The sequence below is a fragment of the Kitasatospora sp. NPDC004289 genome (assembly GCF_053602875.1).
Map to the genome: position 1 here is coordinate 1 of NZ_JBSGEL010000060.1, position 18,821 is coordinate 18,821.

At 71.9% G+C, this 18,821-nt stretch carries 10 protein-coding genes; 7 read left to right on the top strand and 3 right to left on the bottom strand.

Going from position 1 to position 18,821, the window contains the following annotated elements; translation table 11 throughout:
- Positions 1 to 6,777 (bottom strand): RHS repeat-associated core domain-containing protein (locus tag ACWEPF_RS30570; RefSeq protein WP_452175107.1); only part of this gene is annotated, 6,777 nt, incomplete at its 3' end.
- Positions 6,778 to 7,577: 800 nt separating this feature from the next.
- Between ACWEPF_RS30570 and ACWEPF_RS30575 the strand changes: the two genes are divergently transcribed.
- Both ACWEPF_RS30575 and ACWEPF_RS30580 read left to right on the top strand, forming a co-directional pair.
- A complete protein-coding gene (locus ACWEPF_RS30575) occupies positions 7,578 to 12,323 on the top strand; it encodes a ricin-type beta-trefoil lectin domain protein (RefSeq protein ID WP_452175108.1) in 4,746 nt (1,581 codons plus the stop codon).
- Between the two features lie 271 nt (positions 12,324 to 12,594).
- Complete coding sequence (locus tag ACWEPF_RS30580) at positions 12,595 to 13,149, top strand: hypothetical protein (protein WP_452175109.1); 555 nt, start codon at positions 12,595 to 12,597, stop codon at positions 13,147 to 13,149.
- Between the two features lie 49 nt (positions 13,150 to 13,198).
- Here ACWEPF_RS30580 and ACWEPF_RS30585 read toward each other — a convergent pair whose 3' ends face one another.
- Positions 13,199 to 13,657: a hypothetical protein gene (locus ACWEPF_RS30585; RefSeq protein WP_452175110.1), complete on the bottom strand. Its 459-nt coding sequence runs from the start codon at positions 13,655 to 13,657 to the stop codon at positions 13,199 to 13,201.
- A 162-nt stretch (positions 13,658 to 13,819) separates the two neighbouring features.
- Between ACWEPF_RS30585 and ACWEPF_RS30590 the strand changes: the two genes are divergently transcribed.
- The 4 genes from ACWEPF_RS30590 (at position 13,820) to ACWEPF_RS30605 (ending at position 16,662) form a co-directional block, all read left to right on the top strand.
- Complete coding sequence (locus ACWEPF_RS30590; protein WP_452175111.1) at positions 13,820 to 14,272, top strand: hypothetical protein; 453 nt, start codon at positions 13,820 to 13,822, stop codon at positions 14,270 to 14,272.
- A 72-nt stretch (positions 14,273 to 14,344) separates the two neighbouring features.
- The gene (locus ACWEPF_RS30595) at positions 14,345 to 14,764 is read left to right on the top strand and encodes a VOC family protein (RefSeq protein WP_452175112.1); all 420 of its coding nucleotides are present in this window, start codon (positions 14,345 to 14,347) and stop codon (positions 14,762 to 14,764) included.
- A gap of 86 nt (positions 14,765 to 14,850) precedes the next feature.
- Positions 14,851 to 15,567, top strand: a complete 717-nt coding sequence (locus ACWEPF_RS30600; RefSeq protein WP_452175113.1) for a pyridoxine/pyridoxamine 5'-phosphate oxidase — start codon at positions 14,851 to 14,853, stop codon at positions 15,565 to 15,567.
- Positions 15,568 to 15,612: 45 nt separating this feature from the next.
- Positions 15,613 to 16,662: a hypothetical protein gene (locus ACWEPF_RS30605; protein ID WP_452175140.1), complete on the top strand. Its 1,050-nt coding sequence runs from the start codon at positions 15,613 to 15,615 to the stop codon at positions 16,660 to 16,662.
- A 40-nt stretch (positions 16,663 to 16,702) separates the two neighbouring features.
- Here ACWEPF_RS30605 and ACWEPF_RS30610 read toward each other — a convergent pair whose 3' ends face one another.
- Complete coding sequence (locus ACWEPF_RS30610; protein WP_452175114.1) at positions 16,703 to 17,665, bottom strand: SMP-30/gluconolactonase/LRE family protein; 963 nt, start codon at positions 17,663 to 17,665, stop codon at positions 16,703 to 16,705.
- 149 nt (positions 17,666 to 17,814) lie between these two features.
- Between ACWEPF_RS30610 and ACWEPF_RS30615 the strand changes: the two genes are divergently transcribed.
- Positions 17,815 to 18,774 (top strand): serine/threonine dehydratase, encoded by a 960-nt coding sequence (locus ACWEPF_RS30615; RefSeq protein WP_452175115.1) that lies wholly within the window; start codon positions 17,815 to 17,817, stop codon positions 18,772 to 18,774.
- Positions 18,775 to 18,821 lie beyond the last annotated feature (47 nt).

Sequence of the window (18,821 nt, forward strand, 5' to 3'; positions counted from 1 at the left end):
CACCAGTACGGGCACCGTACCGGCGAGTGCATAGTACGTGTGGAGGTTGGCAACGGTGAGGTTGTAGGCCGTGTTGAGGTGTGTGTAGTTGCGGAGTCGAGTAATCGTTGCCGGGGTATCGTCCGGCAGGCGCAGGTTGTCGCCCAGTTTGAGTTCTGTGGCGCGCGTCCAGTCGTGGCTTGTCTCGCTCCAGAACGGATGGTTCTGTGTGGACGTGAGCTCTCCGCTGTCGGTTGGCGTCTGGACGGTGAGGTCGGTGAAGTCCTTGTCGTCGGGGGTGACGATGACGGCGAGGACTTCCTCGGGGTGGGTCTCGTCGGTCTGCGGGTCTGTTGCGAGGATCGTGTCACCGACGCGGATCTCGCTGATGTCCTTGGTGGTTCCGTCGGCGAGGAGGACCTTGGTGCCGGCAGGGAAGGAGTTGTGACCCTCGCACGACTCCTTTGTCCTTCGTGCCCTGGCCTCCGCCATCTTGGTGACGGTGAGTTTGAACCGGTCCTTGGCGGCCTTCGTGATGCCGGCGAAGGACCGGCCGCCCGGCATCGACGCCCCGGCGATGACCGAGGAGAGCAGGGCTTCCTTCAGGGTGCCGACCTCGTCGGGGCAGTCCCCGATGTCGTTGCAGACGTAGATGTACAGCGCCATGGTCGATGTGATGTCGACCTCTTCGCTGCGTCCGCAGTACGGGCGGCAGTCGCGCGCGATCTTGTGGATGTATGTGCTGGCGAACTGCTCGCGCTTGTCCCAGTCGGCCGGGACGTACACGCCGGGGTAGACGGGCATGAGGCCTGCGGCCTCCGCCTGACGACCGGTGATGCCGGTCAACGGGTCCGTGGTGTGGGCGTCGTCCAGGTCTCCCGCTCCGAGGCCGCCCGCCTTGTTGTCGGTGGGGCAGGTCGGGGCGTCGCCGCCGCCGCACTGGAGCTTGAGGCCGCTGGGGTCGCCGAAGTTGACGGGGTCGTTGTTGCTGTAGGCGTAGGCGTTCCACTGTTGGGGGTCGGCCGGGTCGAGGACGGGGTCGGGGCTGAGGAAGCTTCCGGTGGTGGGGGCGTACTGGCGGGCTCCGAGGTTGGTGAGGCCGGTGGTGGTGTCCTTGGTGCCGCCGATGAAGCCGCGGGTGCCGGCGAGGTTGTTGGTGGCGGTGGTGGTGGCGCGCGGGTTGCCGAACGGGTCGACCGGGTTGCGGGTCTCCGTCAGGGTGGTGCCGTCGAGGACGAGGGTGTCCGTGCCGCGTTGGTCGGCGACGCGGTAGGTCCGCGAGGAGGCGGTGCGCACGACGGTCAGGCCGCCGGGAACGCCGTAGTAGCGGGTGGTCGTGAGGGAATGGGTGTTCTTGTCGTGGACCAGTTCGTCGTCGTCGGCGCCGAGGACGATGGTGGTCCGGTCCGGGGTGCTGCGTTCGAGCAGCTTGCCGTCGGCGTCGTAGACGTAGGTGGTGGTGACGCCGCCGCGGGTGGCGGTGGCGGGCTTGCCCTCGGCGTTCCAGGTCAGGACCGTGGTGTTGTCGGCGTCCAGGCCGTTCCAGGTGGCGGAGAACCAGATCGGATTCTGGTTGGGCGTGCCGGCGCTCTTGTAGACGACGAGGTTGGCGTCGTCCTGCAGCGAGAGGTAGGCCCCGTTGTTGCCCCAGGTGTTGGAGGACCAGAGCGGGTTGTGGTTGGTGTCGTAGACGACGAAGTTGCCGTCCGGCTGGATGGTCGCCCAGGCGCCGGGGTGGTTCCAGGTGTTGGTGGACCAGGTGACCGCGCCGGAGCGCAGCGAGACCAGGACGAGGTTGCCGTCGGCCTGCATGGACAGGCGGGTGCTGTGGGAGCTGATGCTCTGCCCGGAGGGCAGGACCCAACCGCCCTTCAGGTTCCGGGTCGCGGCCGGGTCGGTGATCCTGGTGGCGTTGCCGGCGCCGTCGTACTGGTTGCCACCCGCGGCGGAAGGGATGCCGTCGCTGGTGTTCCGGGCCGAGGCCAGGGCGTGCGGACCGCCGCCACCGGTACCGGTGTTGGGGGTGCCGGGGGCGGGGAAGGTCTGGTCGGTGGTCAGGTCAGCGGCGGTGTTGCCCCCGGTGTCGTGCTGGACGGCCTGGGTGCGGTTGCCGGCCGCGTCGTAGGAGTAGGACTGCCAGTAGGCGTTGGGGCCCCCGACGGTCGTCCTGCGGGGCGGGCTGGCCCCGCTGGTCGGGGTGGAGTTGGCGCAGGCGCCGATCGCACCGACGGAGGGCTGTGGTGCCATGGTGACGGCGCCGGTGTCGGTCCAGGCGTTGGTGAGGCGGCCCAGGTGGTCGTAGGTGAAGCACTGCCGGTCGGTGTTGGCCGGTGTGTTGTTCGGGATGCCGGTGATCGAGGTGATCCGGCCGACCTGGTTGTAGGCGTACGTGGTCTGCTGGACCGAACCGGTCACGGACGGCTGCTTGTCGACGAACTGCGAGACCTGACGGCCCGTCGGCTCGTCGAAGTTGTTGGTCACCACGATCTGGGTGCCCCACGGGTTGGCCGTGGTGCGGATCGCGCGGCCGTAGGGGTCGTAGCCGGTTGCCGCGTCGTACTGCCACTGCTGGCCTTCCAACTGGCCGTAACTGACCAGCGGACCGCGTTCGTCGTAGTTGTACTGCAGCGCCTCCGCCGGGAGGTCGCCCAGTGCACCGCGCGAGCTCCACTCCATGGCACCGGTGGCGGGGAAGTAGCCGGCCTTCTCCTCGTAGGAGTAGGTGCCCGTCCTGCCGACGTCGCTGCCGGGGAAGGTGGTGATCACGTCGGTGGCGCGGTAGGCGGAGTCGTAGGCCGTCACCGCCTTGGTGTAGGCCGCACCTCCGGCGCCGCCCACGTACCGCGTGGAGGAGGAGAGTTGTCCCTTCGCTCCGCTGACGGTGTCGTAGGTGAAGGAGGTCAGCTGCTTCGCCGGGTCGGCGGCCGAGCCCTCGTAGGAGGCGGTGCGGCGGCCCAGCAAGTCGTAGCCGTAGGTGAGGGACCGGCCGCGCCCGTCGGTGCTGCCGGTCAGCCGGCCCGCGGCGTCGTAGGACTGGGTGCTCTTCCCGGCATCCGGGTCGGTGGAGGCGATCTGACGGCCGAGCAGGTCGTAGCCGTAGGACCAGGTGTTGCCGGCGGCGTCCACCCGGGTCGCGGGCTTGCCGCTCGCGGTGTGGGTGTAGCGGGTCACGTCCGCGTCGGCGGCGTTGCCGGTCGCGGTCGGGGTGCGGTACTGCCAGAGCTGGACGGTGCGGCCGCGCGCGTCGGTGACGGTGGTGGTCGGGGTGCCGCCGGAGGGCGGGGTGACGTCGACGCGGTCCACGCCCGGGTAGGCCGTGGTGGTGGAGTTCTGCCGCACGTCCTTGGCGCGGAACTCGCTGCTGACCGGGCGGCCGAGGCCGTCGTACGTGGTCAGGGTGGAGGACGGGACGTGGGTCGTGCTCGCGTTGAACCAGGTCGTGCTCGGTGTGGAACTCTCGTTGTAGTAGGCGGGGTTCGAGTGGAAGACGTGGCCCTGCGCGTCGTAGAAGGTGTCGGTGACGATTCGGCCGTCGTAGGTGGAGAAGGCCGTGGTCGACTGGGTCTGGATCGTGCGACCGAGGCCGTCCATGATCGTGACGGAGGTGCTGTACGCCTTCTCGTTGTACTGCAGCGTGTTGCTGGTGAACGAGGACGTGCCGTCGGTGCCGTTGACCGCGTAGCTGAAGGTCGCGGTCGGCTTGGCCGAGGTGCTGCGGCCCGCCGGCCAGACGGCGGTCAGCCGCCCCATCGCGTCGTAGGCCTTGGTGGTGGTCAGCCCGTTGGCGTCCCGGGTGGTGAGCTCCAGGCCGCGGCCGATGTCCAGGGTCGCGGTGGCGGTCCGCCCGGTGGCGGCGTCCGGCGCTCCGGCCGGTGCGGGGGAGGTCACCGTGACGGTGTCGGGCCGTTCACCGGGGTTCGCCGAGGCGTACGAGGTCGTGGTGGTGGCTCCGCCCGGGTGGGCGGAGTCGGTGGTCGTCGGGTCGGTGGTCGAGGTCACCCGGCCGTAGGCGTCCAGGGTGCCGGTGGAGACGGTGGTGAACTGGGCGCTCCCGCCCGCGTCGTAGCGGTCGAGGACCTGGACGGCGGTGACGTCGCCCTTGGCGCCGGCCGCCCCGAAGGCCTGGCCGTCGAAGAGGCTGCGGCCGCCGGAGACCGTGTTGGTGTCGGTCGGGGTCGCGGTGCAGGCGTTGGGGCCGGAGACGACCAGGGTCTGCGCGACCATGCCCGTCATCACCGGGTCGGTGCCGGTGGCGTAGGACGACCGGGAGCAGAGGTCCGGGGTGCCGTCGGCGGTGCTGAGCGAGGTGAGCAGGCGGTTGGCGTGTGCCGGGTCGGTGGTCTTGACGGTGCCGCTGGTCTGCCAACTGCCGTCCGCCTTGAGACCCTTGGTGGTGCTCGTGCTCACCGTGGAGCCGAAGCGGGCCACCAGGTCGGGCAGGCCCGGGCGGGTGCGGGTCGCGGTGGTGACCGGGTTGGCGGCGGTGGTCACGGTGTAGCCGACCAGCGGGCCGCCGGCGCCGTTGTAGTCGTCGCGTTCCAGGGCCATTCCGGCGAGCCAGTCGTCGTCGGTGACGGGTCCGCTGCGCTCTCCGGCGACGGTGGCCGTGCGGGGCCCGTTGTCGGTCGAGTCGCCGTTCATGCCCTGGAAGTAGGTGGTCCTGCTCTGCGACTTGGCGCTGGTGTCGAAGTCGGTGCCGGCGACCGCCTGGACCCAGGCGTAGCCGCGGAACTGGTCCCAGGTACGGGAGTTGGGGTCGGCGAGTTCGGAGTCGTTGCGGTGGTAGGCGGCGTTGCCGTAGGTGTAGGTCGTGACCTGTGGCTTGTTGCCGTCGGCGAGCTTGGGGTCGACGGTGACGATCTCCACCGGGTAGCGCTGGAACCAGTCGTCGACCGGGGCGGTGCCGGCCGGCTTGTTGGGTTCGTACCACTTGACGTTGAAGCAGTTCTTGGTGTTGTTGTCGCGCGGGACGGGCACTTTGCCGTTGCCGTCGCGCACGCAGTCGGCGGGCTTGTAGTAGACGCCGATGGTGCCGCCGGTCTCGGTGGTGACCACCGTCAGGCGCGGGCGGTAGTAGTCGGGGCGGACCGGGCTGAGCCCGGCGACCCGGTTGGCGAAGGCCATGAAGGTGAACGAGACCGGCGGCATGACCACCGCGGCCTGTCCGTTGCGGGCCGTTCGCTGGATCGAGGCCAGCCAGGGGACTTCGGTGTTCTCGCTCTGGTTGTGCATGTTCAGGAAGACGTGGTTCAGCCGGTACTCGTCGACGGTGCGGTAGTCGCCGCCCGAGCGCACCTGGGTGGTGATCGAGTTCAGCCACCTGCTGGTCCAGAAGCTCGGCGAGACGTTGGCGCAGTTCGCCGTCGCCTGGTCGCACTGCTGGTCCAGCGGCACGTCCGGCCAGTTGCCGGCGTTGGCGGCGGTGCGCTGCGAGGGGTCGCAGGCCGCGGTGGAGGTGACGCAGCGCTCGCCGCTGGCGAACACGACGCGCGCCGCGCTCCGGTGGGCCCCGTTCGCGGCGAGCTGGTCGGAGAGCAGCTGGCCGTAGGCGATCTCCGTCAGGGTGCCGGCGCGGGTGTAGGAGGACATCCCGGCACCGGGGCGGTTGGCGCCGCGCTTGTACCAGTTGGTCTCGGGGTCGTAGGTGTACGTGGTGAGGTTGCCGTGCACGTCGACGACGGCGTCCAGGTTCCAGCGCCAGGCCATCTGGCACCAGGACTGCTGGCCGGTCGAGGAGTTGTAGCAGGGGTCGCCCTGCTTCGGGGAGAACACCGGGACGGTCCAGGCCGACCTGGTCTCCGGGCCGACCGTGCTCGCCCTGCCGTCCGCGCCGGGCAGGTGGTTCGCACCGAAGTAGTAGGCGGTGCCGTCGGTGTCGGTGACCTTGACGTACCCGCCGTTCCAGGTCCCGTTGGCGGCTCCGGTCAGGTACTCGACCTTGGTCCCGTCATCACCCTTGAGGTGCCACGCACAGCTGGACTGCTCAAGAGCGCCGTTGGAGTTGGAGCAGCTCGAGGACTCGGGCACCAGCTCCCCGGAGTGTCCGGCCAGGGACAGCGTCAGGTTCGCCCCGGCCCAGCACTCGTCACCCGAGTTCGCCACCCCGGCCCGGGTGCAGGGCAGGAAGCTCCGCTCGATGAAGCCCGCCCCGAAGTCCCAACCGTCGCCGCCCAACCAGGAGGCCTGGGAGTTGGTCGACGAGGTCTTGCCGTCCACGGACGAGGAGTCGTACGACAGCGCGACCGACGGTGTGCTGCCGCCGAGGGTCGGCGGCACGGTGATCGGGTAGCCGTAGGTGAACGCCCCGGACGAGCCGCCCGCCACCCAACCCGTGCTCGGGGCAAGGGAGGTGGCGCTGTAGGTGCCGGCGCCACCGGTGCTGTCGGAGGCCACCCCGAGGGTCATTGGTGCGGCGGCGGCGGTCTTCGTCTGCGGTACCGTGACGTCCGCGACCAGCCGCTGTGCCGAAGTGTCGTAGTGCGAGGCCAGTGGCGTCCGTTGCTGGCACTCGGCCAGCTGCGGCGTCGTGAGCGCGCAGGAGGGCAGCGAGACGAGGCGCGCGCGCTCGCCGAGGTTGCCGCCGATGCCGCTCAACCGGGCTGGATCCACGGTGACTCGGAGCGTGGAGCCGGGCTTCGCGCCGTCACCGGTGAGGGTGAGCGCCCCGCCGGGTACGCCGGCCGCCGCGGCAGCACCCGGGTCGGCGGTGGTGACCTGTACCGAGCCGCCCGCAGCCGGAGCGGCCTCCGGGGCGGCTTCGGGAGCGGCCTGCTCGCGGGCCGCCGTGGCGGCGGTCACCGGTGCCACCGCGCTCAGCCAGACGGGAAGCGACCCGGCCTGGACCTGCGGGCCCGCGGCGGGTCCGGCCCCGGACGAACCGGCGGCCTTTCGTTGAGGCGCCGTCACGTCCGGTGCCGCGACGGGGGGAAGGGACATCTCGGCCCGTCCGGGCCGGGCCCGCTTCGCGTTCGAGGGGGACCAGACCTGACCCTCCGGGAGGGAGGGCTTCCGCGCCGCCAGTGCGGCCCGGTCCGTGCCACTGACGGATTGGGTCCGGGGGAGGGGGGTCGGCGGTGTCCACAGTTTCCGGTCGGCCGCCGCCACGGCGAACGCGGGCGTCGAGAGCATCCCGGTCAGCAGACCGAGGACGACGGCGTTCGCGGCGGTAGTTCGTAGGGATCTGCGAGGCCTGCCGTGAGGCAGGCCAAAAGTCCGAAACATTACTGAATCTCCTACCTTTGACAGAGCGTCATACGGGAAAGGACGCATGCCCATCGCTCTGGATCCGGCCGACACTAGCGGCGCGACTACCCGTGTCGCGAGCTCGGGTGAAGGTCAGCCGACTGTGATTCATTTCACGGTCGGGACTGTGATGAATGTCCCTAATGCGAACGCAAATGGCTTTGCCAAACGGTGGTCCGGTCCATCAATTTGTGCGCGTGCTGTGCCACTTGGGCACCGGCAGTCCCGGGATCCTTCGGAGGAAGAACTTCATGCACGATTCACCGTCGGCCGGTGGCCGGCGTCAATCACCGAGGTCGTCCGGAGGGCTGCGGCGCTGGGTCGCCTCAGCAGGAGTCACCGGCCTCCTGGCGAGCGTGCTGGTGGTCCAGGGCGGTGCCGTCGCGCGGGCGGACGGCGCGGCCCCGTGGACGCCGCTCCCCACCGCGGAGCAGGCCGCCGCGGTCGACGCGGCGCACGCCAAGGACCAGAGCCCGCCCAGCCGTTACGCCGAGCAGTTCGCGCAGGCGAAGGCCGGCGGCAAGAACGTCCTGATCGAGGCGCTGAGTACCGAGTTCAGCGAGACCTACGCGACGCCGGACGGGCACCTCCAACTGACCAGCCATCCCGACCAGCAGCGGATGAGGTCGGGCGGTGCGTGGCGGCCGCTGGACCCGACGCTCGCCCCCGCCTCCGGCGGCGGCTTCGCGCCGACCACCACGCCGTCCGGCGTGGTGCTCTCCTCGGGGGGCTCCGGTCCGCTGGCGACGCTCACCTCGCCCGACGGCAAGAAGCTGGCGATCGGTGCGCCGTTCGCGCTGCCCACGCCGAGGGTTGAGGGCGACAGCCTGCTCTACCCGGCGGTCCTGCCGGAGACGGACCTGCGGGTCACCGTCGGCAAGAGCGGCAGCCTCAGCACCGTACTGGTCGTCAAGACTCCGGCCGCAGCCGCCAATCCGGCGTTGAAGAAGCTGCGCTTCCCCACCCGGAGCGAGGGCGTCACCGTGAAGGCGGACGCCTCCAACAACCTGACCGCCGAGGCGTCCGACGGCCCGCGGTGGACCGCCCCCGCACCGACCATGTGGGACAGCACGGCGCCGACGGCCACGGCTCCGCCGAAGTCGCGGGCCGCCGCCGAGGCGGCTCGGGAGGAGGCCGGTGGGGGCGCCAAGTCCGCCGGCGCGGGGCGGAGTTCGGCGGCCGGCCCGGGTGAGCGGGCCAAGGTCGCCCGGATGCCCGTCAGCGTGACCGGGGACGGCGTCGAACTGGTCCCGGACCAGAGCCTGCTGGCGACCGCGAACTTCCCGGTCTACGTGGATCCCACCTGGCTCCCGTGGGACTTCCAGAGCAACGGCAACACCTTCGTGCAGTCCGGCTACCGGACCGAACGGCACTACAACCTCAACGGCCCGGCGGACCAGGACCACCTGGGCGTCGGCTTCTGCGACAACAGCTACCCCAACGGTGGCGGCTGCAGCCGCCCGAGCATCTACCGGGCGTTCTACCAGTTCGACACCAGTGCCCTGCAGGGCGCCATCATCAACTCGGCACGGATCGACGTCCAGGAGTACCTGTCCGCCGACTGGACCTGCGCCCACTCCTACGGCGTGGACGTGTTCTGGGTGAACGCGCCGATCGGCACCACCACCGACTGGGACAACCAGCCGCAGCCGATCGGCGGCCCACTGGCCACCGCATCGGTGCCGGGCTCGGGCCGCAGCGGCTGCTACGGCAACGTCCCGGTCGCGTACGAGAAGTTGGGGTCGGCCTTCACCCAGGGCATCGGCTCGAACAGCACCATCACCATCGGCCTGCGCGCCTCCAACGAGGGCCAGGCCATGGCCTTCAAGCGCTTCGACTACGGCGCGGTCCTCACCGTCACCTACGACCGCGTGCCCGAGGCACCGAACGACCCCCGGCTGAACCCGGCCCCGTCCAGCGTGACCGGCGGCGAGAACCAGGGCTGCGGCGTCGGTTGGGGCGGCTGGAGCTGGCTCGGCGCCGGCACCGACGCACCCGGCGCGGTCTCCGTCAGCTCCACCGTGCGGAGCACGGCCCCCCAGGACCAACTGCAGACCCGCACCCTGATGTGGGACTACAACAACAACTACGCCGCACCTCCGGGTGACGGCATGTCACCGCCCGCCCCGAACAACCAGAGGGCCACCTACACCGTCCCGGGCGGGTACATCCACGACGGGCACGTCTACGCCTACCACCAGCAGACCACCGACCTGCTGTCCGGCGCCTCGTGGTCCGGCTTCGGCCCGCAGTGCGTCTTCGCCGTCGACCAGACCATCCCGCAGGTGCAGCCGAAGACCACGCCGGTGGACGACCTCGCGCACGAGTTCCCGCCCTCGGGCAACGGGCAGAACACCCAGCTCTTCGAGCGCCAGACCGGATACATCGTCGCGAACGTCGTCGACAACGCGCCCGGCGACGGCCTGGTCAGCTCGGGACTGGCCTGTCTGCGGTGGAACTTCGACCCGAACCTGGACGGCGCCGAGTGGCAGTGCGGCGGGAACCTGCCTGCCACCGAGGGGGCGAACAACTACAAGCTGGCCGTCACCCCCGGGCACTGGGGCACCAACATCGTCTACATCGAGGCCAAGGACAACGCCAACAACCTCTCGCAGAAGGCCCAGTACGCGTTCTACGCCCCCTGGAACCCCAACGGGCCGCCGCCGGTGTTCGGCGACGTCACCGGCGACGGCGCGCCCGACATGGTGACCGCCGGACCGGACGGGAGCCTGCGCGCCTACAACGTGCCGGGCAACGCGACGGCCACCAGTCCGTCCACCTCGGTGCTCTCCCGCAGCACCAACAGCCCGGACGACCGCTCCTGGAAGGACATCCGTCAGATCACCCACCGCGGCTCGACCCGCGGCGGCACCAACGTGGACGACATCATCGCCCACGCCGACAACACGCCCGAGCTGTACGTCTACCCGAACAGCAGCACCGCCGACGGCGTCGTCGGCCACTTCGGGCCCAAGGTCGGCCTCCGCAAGCCGGCCTGCCAGATCACCCAGGTGAACAAGGACTGCACGGACTACTCCGGCGGCAGCACCGGCACCGGCAACCTCGGCAACTGGTCCGCCGTCGAGGAGATCGCCGCGCTGGGTGACGTCACCACCACCAACCTGGACCCGAACCGCGAGTTCAAGAACACCACCGGCCTGGTGACCGTGGAGAGGGGCGCGGGCGATCGGCGCACCCTCTGGTTCTACCCGGCGCTCGGCAGCAGCGCCTTCGCCGCACCGATCAGGCTCAGCGGCCTCGACTGGTCCGGCCAGCACCTGATGTCCCCCGGTGACTGGACGGGCAAGGGCAATCCCGGCCTGTGGAGCGTCGACACCCTCGGCAACGTCAGCGGCTACACCCTGACCGTGGGCACCGACGTCTCTGCCCTCCCGAACATCACCCCGCCCGTCATGACCTCCCCGTACCCGGCGGTGACCGCGATCAGCGCGCCGGTCGCACTCCGCCAGGTCGACCCGACGAGGTACGACGTCAGGACCATGCAGTCGGACGGTGACCTGAGCGGCCGTGGCAACCACGGCTCCGCGCTCTGGGCCACCGCCGTCACCAACCCGGCGTACTCGCCGCTGACGACCTGGTTCGGCACGCCCTACCTGGACGGCAACGGCAACCCGACCGGGTACAACTGGGACATCAAGGAGTACGGGGCCGGGAACGTCTCGGCCCCGCCGGAGCAGTGGCCGTTCGGCACCAGGAACCGGCCGACCGATCCCGTCACGGTGGACGGCAAGGACACCCTCGGCGTCAACCCGATGAGCATCGACGGCGAGGGCGTGACCTTCGGGACCGACCACCCCGACAAGGCCGACGGGATGGGATCCGTCGAGTTCGCCGGCAACGGCGTGCTGACCAGCCGGCCGCGGGGAGGGGGAACCCCCTTCACGCTGCCGTCGGGCAGCGGACTGACCTCCGGTCAGCAAGTCGCCTCTGAGAACACGACGTTGACCATGCAGAGCGACGGCAACCTGGTCCTCGCCGCGAAGAACTCGGCCCGCGCACTGTGGGCCTCGCAGACCTGGGGACACAACGGGGCCACCGCTCTCATGCAGCCGGACGGCAACCTCGTGATCCACGACCAGGGCGGCAATCCGATCTGGCACACCAACACCCACGGTCACGCCGGTGCCGTGCTCGCGCTGCAGAACGACCGCAACCTGGTGGTCTACCAGGGCACCACACCGCTGTGGCACAGCAACACCTTCCAGGCCGCAGCGCCCGGCATCGTCAGTGACAGCGGCTACACCGTCTCCGCCTGGGTGAAGCTGAACGGCAGCACCGGCACCGACCAGTCGGTCATCTGCCAGCAGGGCGACAACGTCCCCTCGGTGAACCTGTTCTACCGCGAGGCCAGCCGGTCGTGGGGCGTGATGACGACCAGTCAGGACTCGAGCGCCGCGAACTGGATCTCCGTCGGCGCGTCCGGCGGGTCGGCCTACCCCGGTGCCTGGACCCACATCGCCGCGACCTACTCCGCGGACACCAAGGTCCTCGCCTTCTACGTGAACGGCGGCCAGGTGGGGTCCGGGAGGATGGCTTCGCCGTGGGTCGCCAACCGCGAGACCACCATCGGCGGCTGCTACTTCGGCAACGACCACAGCAGGATCGTCAACCAGCTGAAGGGCAAGGTCTCCGACACCCGCAGCTACCCGTTCCAGCTGACCACCTCGCAGGTCGCGGGCCTGTACAACGTGAAGAAGGAGACGCTGGTCAACGCCGCGACCGGGAAGTGCCTGGACGACTCGCAGGGGAGCACCCAGGACGGCAACAGGATCCAGACCTGGGACTGCAACGGCAGCGCGGCCCAGCAGGTCGCACTCACCGATGACGGTGCCGTCCACATCCTCGGCAAGTGCCTGGACGCCAGCGACGGGGCGGCCGGCACCCTGCTCAAGCTCTGGTACTGCAACGGCACCGGAGCGCAGAGGTTCACCCCCGGCACCGGCGGCACCCTGAGGCACACCCCCGGCGGTGGCTCCGCCGGACTCTGCGTCGACGTTCCGAACTCGAGCAACGTGCCGGGAACCCAGCTGCAGCTCTACTACTGCAACGACACGGACGCCCAACGCTGGACCCGTACCTAGCCCTGTTCACGACCGAGCCCGGCCCGGGGCGCCCGCCCCGGGCCGGGCTCGGTCGTTCGCCCGTCAGCTGCAGGAGTGCCAGTCGGTGGGCTGGTTGACGATGTTGTTGCCGTTGGGGTCGTTCATGATGACCCACTCGCGGATGCACGAGGACGGTGCGTAGATCTTCACCGGGCCCGCATCGCACGCCAGGGCCGTCCTGCCGGCCCGTGCCAGGCAGCTGCACGAGCGGGCTGCCCGGGCGGCCACGGGGGTCCAGCCGCCGGGGCAGGTGCGGTCGGCGGCCCAACAGGCGCTGGAGACGGCCCGGCTGGCGCAGCGTCAGGCGGAGAGCCGGGCCGCCAACTCGGAGCAGCTGATCCGCGTCCTGGTGGCGATCGTGGCGGAGCTGCGCCAACGGGGCGGTGCGGGGGCGGCCGACGGGGAAGGCGGTCGAGGGGCGGCCGACCAGGGTGACGCCGCAGGGGCAGCCGGCCAGGGCGGTGGTGCAGAGGCGGGGCTGCGGCGGACACCCCTTCCCGCCCGTGACCGGCCACCGGCGCGCACCGGAGCGAGCGCCCCGGCCCGGGGTCTGACGGACCGTTCGGGCGGCAGGGCCCTCGCGGCAAGGCTCAGGTTGGCCCGGACGGGGGCGGGCCTCGCCGTGGCCTGGGCCCTGGTCCTCACCGGCGTGCTGATCGGTGAGCAGCTCGACCCGCCCGCGCTCGCCCCGCAGGCGGCCGCCATCCCCGGGCCCACCCGCCCGGCCGACCGGCCGGGCCCGCCTTCGGCCCCGCCCTCGCAGTCATCGGCGTCATCGGGACCATGGGCGGAACCCACGACCTGACCGCGGGTCAGTCCGGCGGCGGGCGCGGGCGACGGTGGTCGGTCCGGGGTCACTCGACCCGGAAGCCGCCTCGTCCGGCGGCCAGCCGCAGGTAGTCGATCCAGGACTCCAACCCTCCGAAGAGCCGTTCGCGGGTGTCGTCGTCCAAGCCGTCGTGGACCGCCAGCGCCGCCCGGATCTCGGCCGGGCTCACCAGCCAGCCGTCGTTGGTGCCGCCGATCTTGTAGGAGGCGATGCCGGTCGGGCTCTCCACCGTGTGGTCCTGCACCGCCCGGGTGGCCCGGTCGAGGGCGAGGAAGGCCTCCGACCTGGGCGCGCCGAGGCCCGCCCGGTACTGCCGGACCTCGTCCTCGAGGGTGATGCCGAAGTCCGCCGGGTGCGGGAACGTCGGTGGCTCCACCGCCATCAGCATCCCCGCCTCGTTCATGGCGGGGCGCACGTGGCTCATGCTGACCGCCGCGAGGCGGTACTCCGCGTCGTCGGCGTCGGGATCCAGCTCGGTCGTCATGTCCCAGCCCATCGTGGGGTGCCTTCCTTCAGGTGGTGCGGACGAGGTCGCCTAGAATGCCCGTGCCGCGGAGCGTCCGCCCACCGGTTTTCCCGGGGCGGCACCGCCGGCCCGCCGGCCCGTCGGTGCCGCTGCTTCCGGTCGACCCACGGACGGACACCTATGCTGAACCCGCTCGACGCTCCCGAGGCGGTGCTGGCCGCGGCCGAGCCGCTGGAGGAACTGCTCGACGACTGCAACCACGTGTCGTCGGTGGAGCTGTACCCCGTGTTCCCCGCAGGCGGGATGACGGCCGGTCAGCTCGGCGAGGCGGTGGGGCCGGTGAGGTGGTTCGAGCGGCCGGAGGAGTGGCGGGAGGTGTTCCTGGGGGCGGTGTCGAAGGGGTTCATGCAGCCCGTCGCCCGGTACGGCGACCCCGGCCTGCGCACCCCCGAGGAGCTGCGCCGCACCGGCGAACTCGCCGAGGGCATCGCCGACCTGATCGAGGCTCACCTGGGGCCGGTCCGCCGCTGCGGCGACGTCGGGAACGCCCGGGTGGGTCAGATCTGGTGGCGGTCCCTGCTGGTGGTGACGGAGGAGTGGGCCGGGGTCCTGCACTTGGAGGTCTACGACTGAGACCACGGTCGTCCAGGTGTGTCAGTGGGTGCTGGCAGGATCGCGCCGACCGGCTTTCCCGAGAGGACGACCATGCGACGACGACTCAACCTGATCCTGCTCGGCGTGCGGGACGTGGCCGCCTCGGTGGCCTTCTACCAGGAGCTCGGCTGGGAGCGGTCCAAGGCGGGCTCGGACGAGTTCGCGCTCTTCGAGCTCGGCGGGGTCGCGGTCGCGTTCCAGTCGCGGGAGGCCTTCGCGGCCGACGCGCGGCTCCCCGACCGGGGGCCGGGCGGCTTCGCCGGCTTCGCGCTGGCGTACGTGGCCCGCAGTGCGGAGGAGGTGTACGCGGTGATGGCGAAGGCGGAGGAGCTGGGCGCCACCGTCACCCGCCCGGCCGGTGCGAACGCCTGGGGCCACAGCGGCTACTTCACCGACGCGGACGGCCACCTCTTCGAGGTGCTGTACGAGGACGGCTGGATCTTCGACGAGCACGACGACCTGGTGCTCTGACCTCCCGGTCCGTCGGGTTCGGCCGGGCGCGCGGGGCACGGCAGAATGACTGTCGGCAGCGGGGGACATGGCGTCAGGAGGCCGGGATGGGCGAGGGTGTCGTGCACGGGCAGGGAGCGGGGCAGGGCAGCGGGAAGGAGCGGCTCGCGGAGTTGCGCGGGCTGCTGCGGAGCCGGCCGCCGATGGCCCGCGAACTGCCGGGCTTCGACCCGGCGGCCGCGCCGGAGGACCCGGCCGAGCTGCACGTCGAATGGCTGCTCGCCGCGATGACGCAGGAGGTCCCGGACGCGCAGCTGGTCACCGTGTCCACGGTGGACGCGGACGGTCGGCCGGACGCGCGGGTGGTCGGGCTGCGGGACATCGACCCGGAGACGGGGACGTGGAGCTTCGTCGCCGACCGGCGGAGCCCGAAGGGCCGTCAGCTGGCGGCCACGCCCTGGGCCGCGATGACCTCGTACTGGCCGCCGATGGGGCGGCAGGTGCGGCTGCGCGGGCCGGTCACGGCCCTCGACCAGCAGGACGCGCCGCGGGAGGAGCGCAGCGTCAGCGCCGCCGCGCACGCCGCCGCCCTGGTCGGGCGGCAGAGCGAGAACATGCGGTCGGCGGAGGAGTTCGGGCCGCTCTGGGAGCGGGCGCTGGTGCTGGCCGGCGCCGACCCGGACGGGCCGGTGCCCGGGCTGACGCGCTATCTGCTGCGGCCGGACACGGTCGAATTCTGGCAGGGGGACGCGGGGCGGCGCCACGTGCGGCTGGCGTACTGCCGGGGGCAGGACGGGTGGCGGCGCTCGCTGCTCTGGCCCTGACCGCTCCGGAGGCGGGGCCCGTGCGATGATCGCTGGGTGGTGAGCGTGGACAGCCGGTGGCGGGAGCGGGAGCGGGAGCGGGCGCGGGGCCGAGCGGTGGGCCGGCCGGTCGCGGCGGCGGTGGCTGCCCTGGTGGTGGTGCTCGGACCGGTCGCCGGTCCTGCGGCGGCCGAGGGGTCGCGGCGCGAGTTCACCCTGCGGGACGAGCGGATCACCGAGTCCAGCGGGCTGACGGCGAGTCAGCGGCATCCCGGCGTCTACTGGACCCACAACGACAGCGACGACGGCCCCTACGTCTACGGGGTCGAGGCCGCCACCGGCCGCACGGTGGCGACCCTCACCCTGCGCGGGACCAAGCCGCGGGACGTGGAGGCGATCGCCCTCGGCCCGGACCACCAGCTCTACCTCGCCGACATCGGGGACAACTTCCACGGGAAGTGGCCCGAGGTCTGGCTCTACCGCTTCACCGAGCCGGAGCAGTTGCGCGACCAGACCGTCCAGGTCACCAAGTACCGGGTGCGGTACGAGGACGGGCCGCGCGACGCGGAGGCCCTGCTGGTGCACCCCGTCACGGGGCGGGTCTACATCGCGAGCAAGGACCAGAGCGGCGGCCACCTGTACGAGGGGCCCGAGAGCCTGGCGAGTACCGGGGTGAACGTCTTCCGCCCGGTCGGCGACGTGCCGTGGGTGACGGACGGCGCGTTCTCGCCGGACGGCCGCCGGGTGGTGCTGCGCGGGTACTTCTGGGCGAAGCTGTACGACTGGAAGGACGGTGTGCTGGGGGACGAGAAGTCCGTCTCCGTCCCTTTCCAGCGGCAGGGGGAGTCGGTCACCTTCACGGCGGACGGCGCGGCGCTGCTGTTCGGCAGCGAGGGCAAGGACTCGGAGGTGTGGCGGGTCCCGCTGCCCGACGCCGCCACGAAGCCGCAGCCGAGCGCGAGTCCGAGTGCGGGTACGGGCTCCTCCGGCACCCCGGCCCCCGCGCCCGCCCCGGCGGGGGAGCCGAGCGAGCCCAACCACGTGGGTGCGCTGCTGCTGGCCGTGGCCGCCGGGGTGGCGCTGCTGCTGTGGCGCAAGGGGCGCGCGAAGTCCTGACGGCCGGGGCGGAGCTGACCCGGTGCCAGGAGAGCGGGTGTCAGCAGAGCGGGTCCGGCACGGCGGAGACGGTGTACGGCGGGCTGCCCGGGGCGTGGTCGAGCTGGCTGTTGACGACGTAGAGGCGGCAGTCGTGGCGGGCCAGGGTGGTGGGGGAGTCGAAGGGGGCGCCGGTGAGGCGGTGGGTGACGGTGCCGGTGCGGAGGTCGGGGTCGAGCTCGGCGACGTAGACGCCGGACGGGGCACCGTAGTTGAGGACGGCGTAGAGGGAGCGGCCGACCAGGACCATGCCGTCGGCGCCGAAGGACTGCTCGCCGAGGTCGAGGCGGGAGACGGCGGAGGTGGCGGTGTCGATGCGCCAGACGGCCTCGGTGCCGTTGGAGGCGACCAGCAGGGTGGCGCCGTCGGGGGTGGCGACGATGCCGTTGAGCAGCCAGTACCGGGCCGGGAACTGCGGGAGGGCGGGGCGCAGGTCCAGCCAGGGCAGCAGCGGACCCGGGCGGCCCTCGCGGTCGAGGGCGGCGCGCAGGACGGTGGGGTTGGCCCAGTCGGTGACGTAGACCGCGTCCGGGGTGATCACCAGGTCGTTGAGGTCGGGGGCGCCGAGCGGGCCGTCCGGGGCGGTGAGGCGGGAGAGCAGGCGGCCGTCCGGGGCGTGCACGGCGAGGGTGGCGCCGCCGACCGAGAAGACCCGGCCCCGCCGGTCGGTGTGCACGCCGAGGGTGCGGGTGGGGTCGGCGACGCCCTGCGCGGCGAAGGGCCGCAGCCACGGGACGGCGACCTGGCCGCGGTAGAGGCGGCCGGTGGCCGAGGAGGAGACGTACACGGTGCCGTCGCGGTCGATCGCGATGCCCTCGGGCAGGACGCCCGGGTCGCGGGAGACGAGGTAGGCGGAGGGGCGGGGGCAGGGGGCGGCGACGGCCTGGCCGAGCGGGGCCAGGGCGAGGCCGAGGGCGGTGGCGCCGGCAGTGGCGGTCAGGGCCAACGAGCGGGTGAGGGACATGAGTTGGACCTCCTTCGGCCATCAGACTGGCGCGGTGGGGGCCGTGGGCACCCCTCCTTTCGTCCCAGTCCGAAACCCACTGGTCAGGGGGGGTGGGGTCCGGGCGTACGGTACGGGTCACAGGATCCCTGCGGACGAGGAGCAGCGACGTGACCCGAGCCGGATTCGACTACCAGGACGTCAAGGCGGCCGGCGAACGGATCGCTGGAGCGGTACGGCCGGTGGGAGTGGTGCCCGGCGGTCCGGAGGGACTGTGGTTCGCGCTGGAGCAGCTCCAGCACACCGGGAGCTTCAAGGCCCGGGGCGCGCAGAACTTCCTGCGGGCGCACCGGGAGGCCGGCACCCTGCCCGAGGCCGGAGTCACCATCGCCTCCGGCGGCAACGCCGGGCTGGCCTGTGCCTGGGCGGCCGGGCAGCAGGGCGTCCCCGCCACCGTCTTCCTGCCGGAGAACGCACCGGAGGTGAAGGTCGCGCGGCTGCGGGCCTACGGGGCGGACGTCCGGCTGGTCGGGCGGGAGTACGCGCAGGCGCTGGCGGCCTGTCAGGAGTACGCGGGGGAGAGCGGGGCGCTGGCCTCGCACGCCTACGACCATCCGCTGATCGCGGCCGGGGCCGGGACGCTGCTGGACGAGATCCGGGCCGGACTGCCGGGCGTGGACACGGTGGTGGTCGCGGCGGGCGGCGGCGGCCTGTTCGCGGGGGTGGCCACGGCGGCGGCGGAGCACGGGATCAGGACGGTGGCGGTGGAGCCGGAGAACTGCCGGGCGTTGAACGCGGCGATCGGTGCCGGGCGGGTGGTGGACGTGGACGTGGACTCGGTGGCGGCGGACTCGCTGGGTGCCCGGCGGGTCTCGACGACCGCGCTCGCGGTGGCCCTCGCGGGTGGGGTCGGTGGGGTGGAGTCGGTGCTGGTGCCGGACGCGGCGATCGTCGAGGCGCGGCGGGCGCTCTGGGAGGAGCACCGGCTGGTGGTGGAGCACGCGGCGGCCACGGCGCTGGCCGCGGTGCGGCACGGGGCGTACCGGGCGGCGGAGGGGGAGCGGGTCTGCATCGTGCTCTGCGGGGCGAACACCGACCCGGCGGGTCTGGCGGGGGACAACCGGTCCTGACGGAGCGTCGTACGGCGAGGACGTCCGGGCGGTGAGTGCCGGTCGCG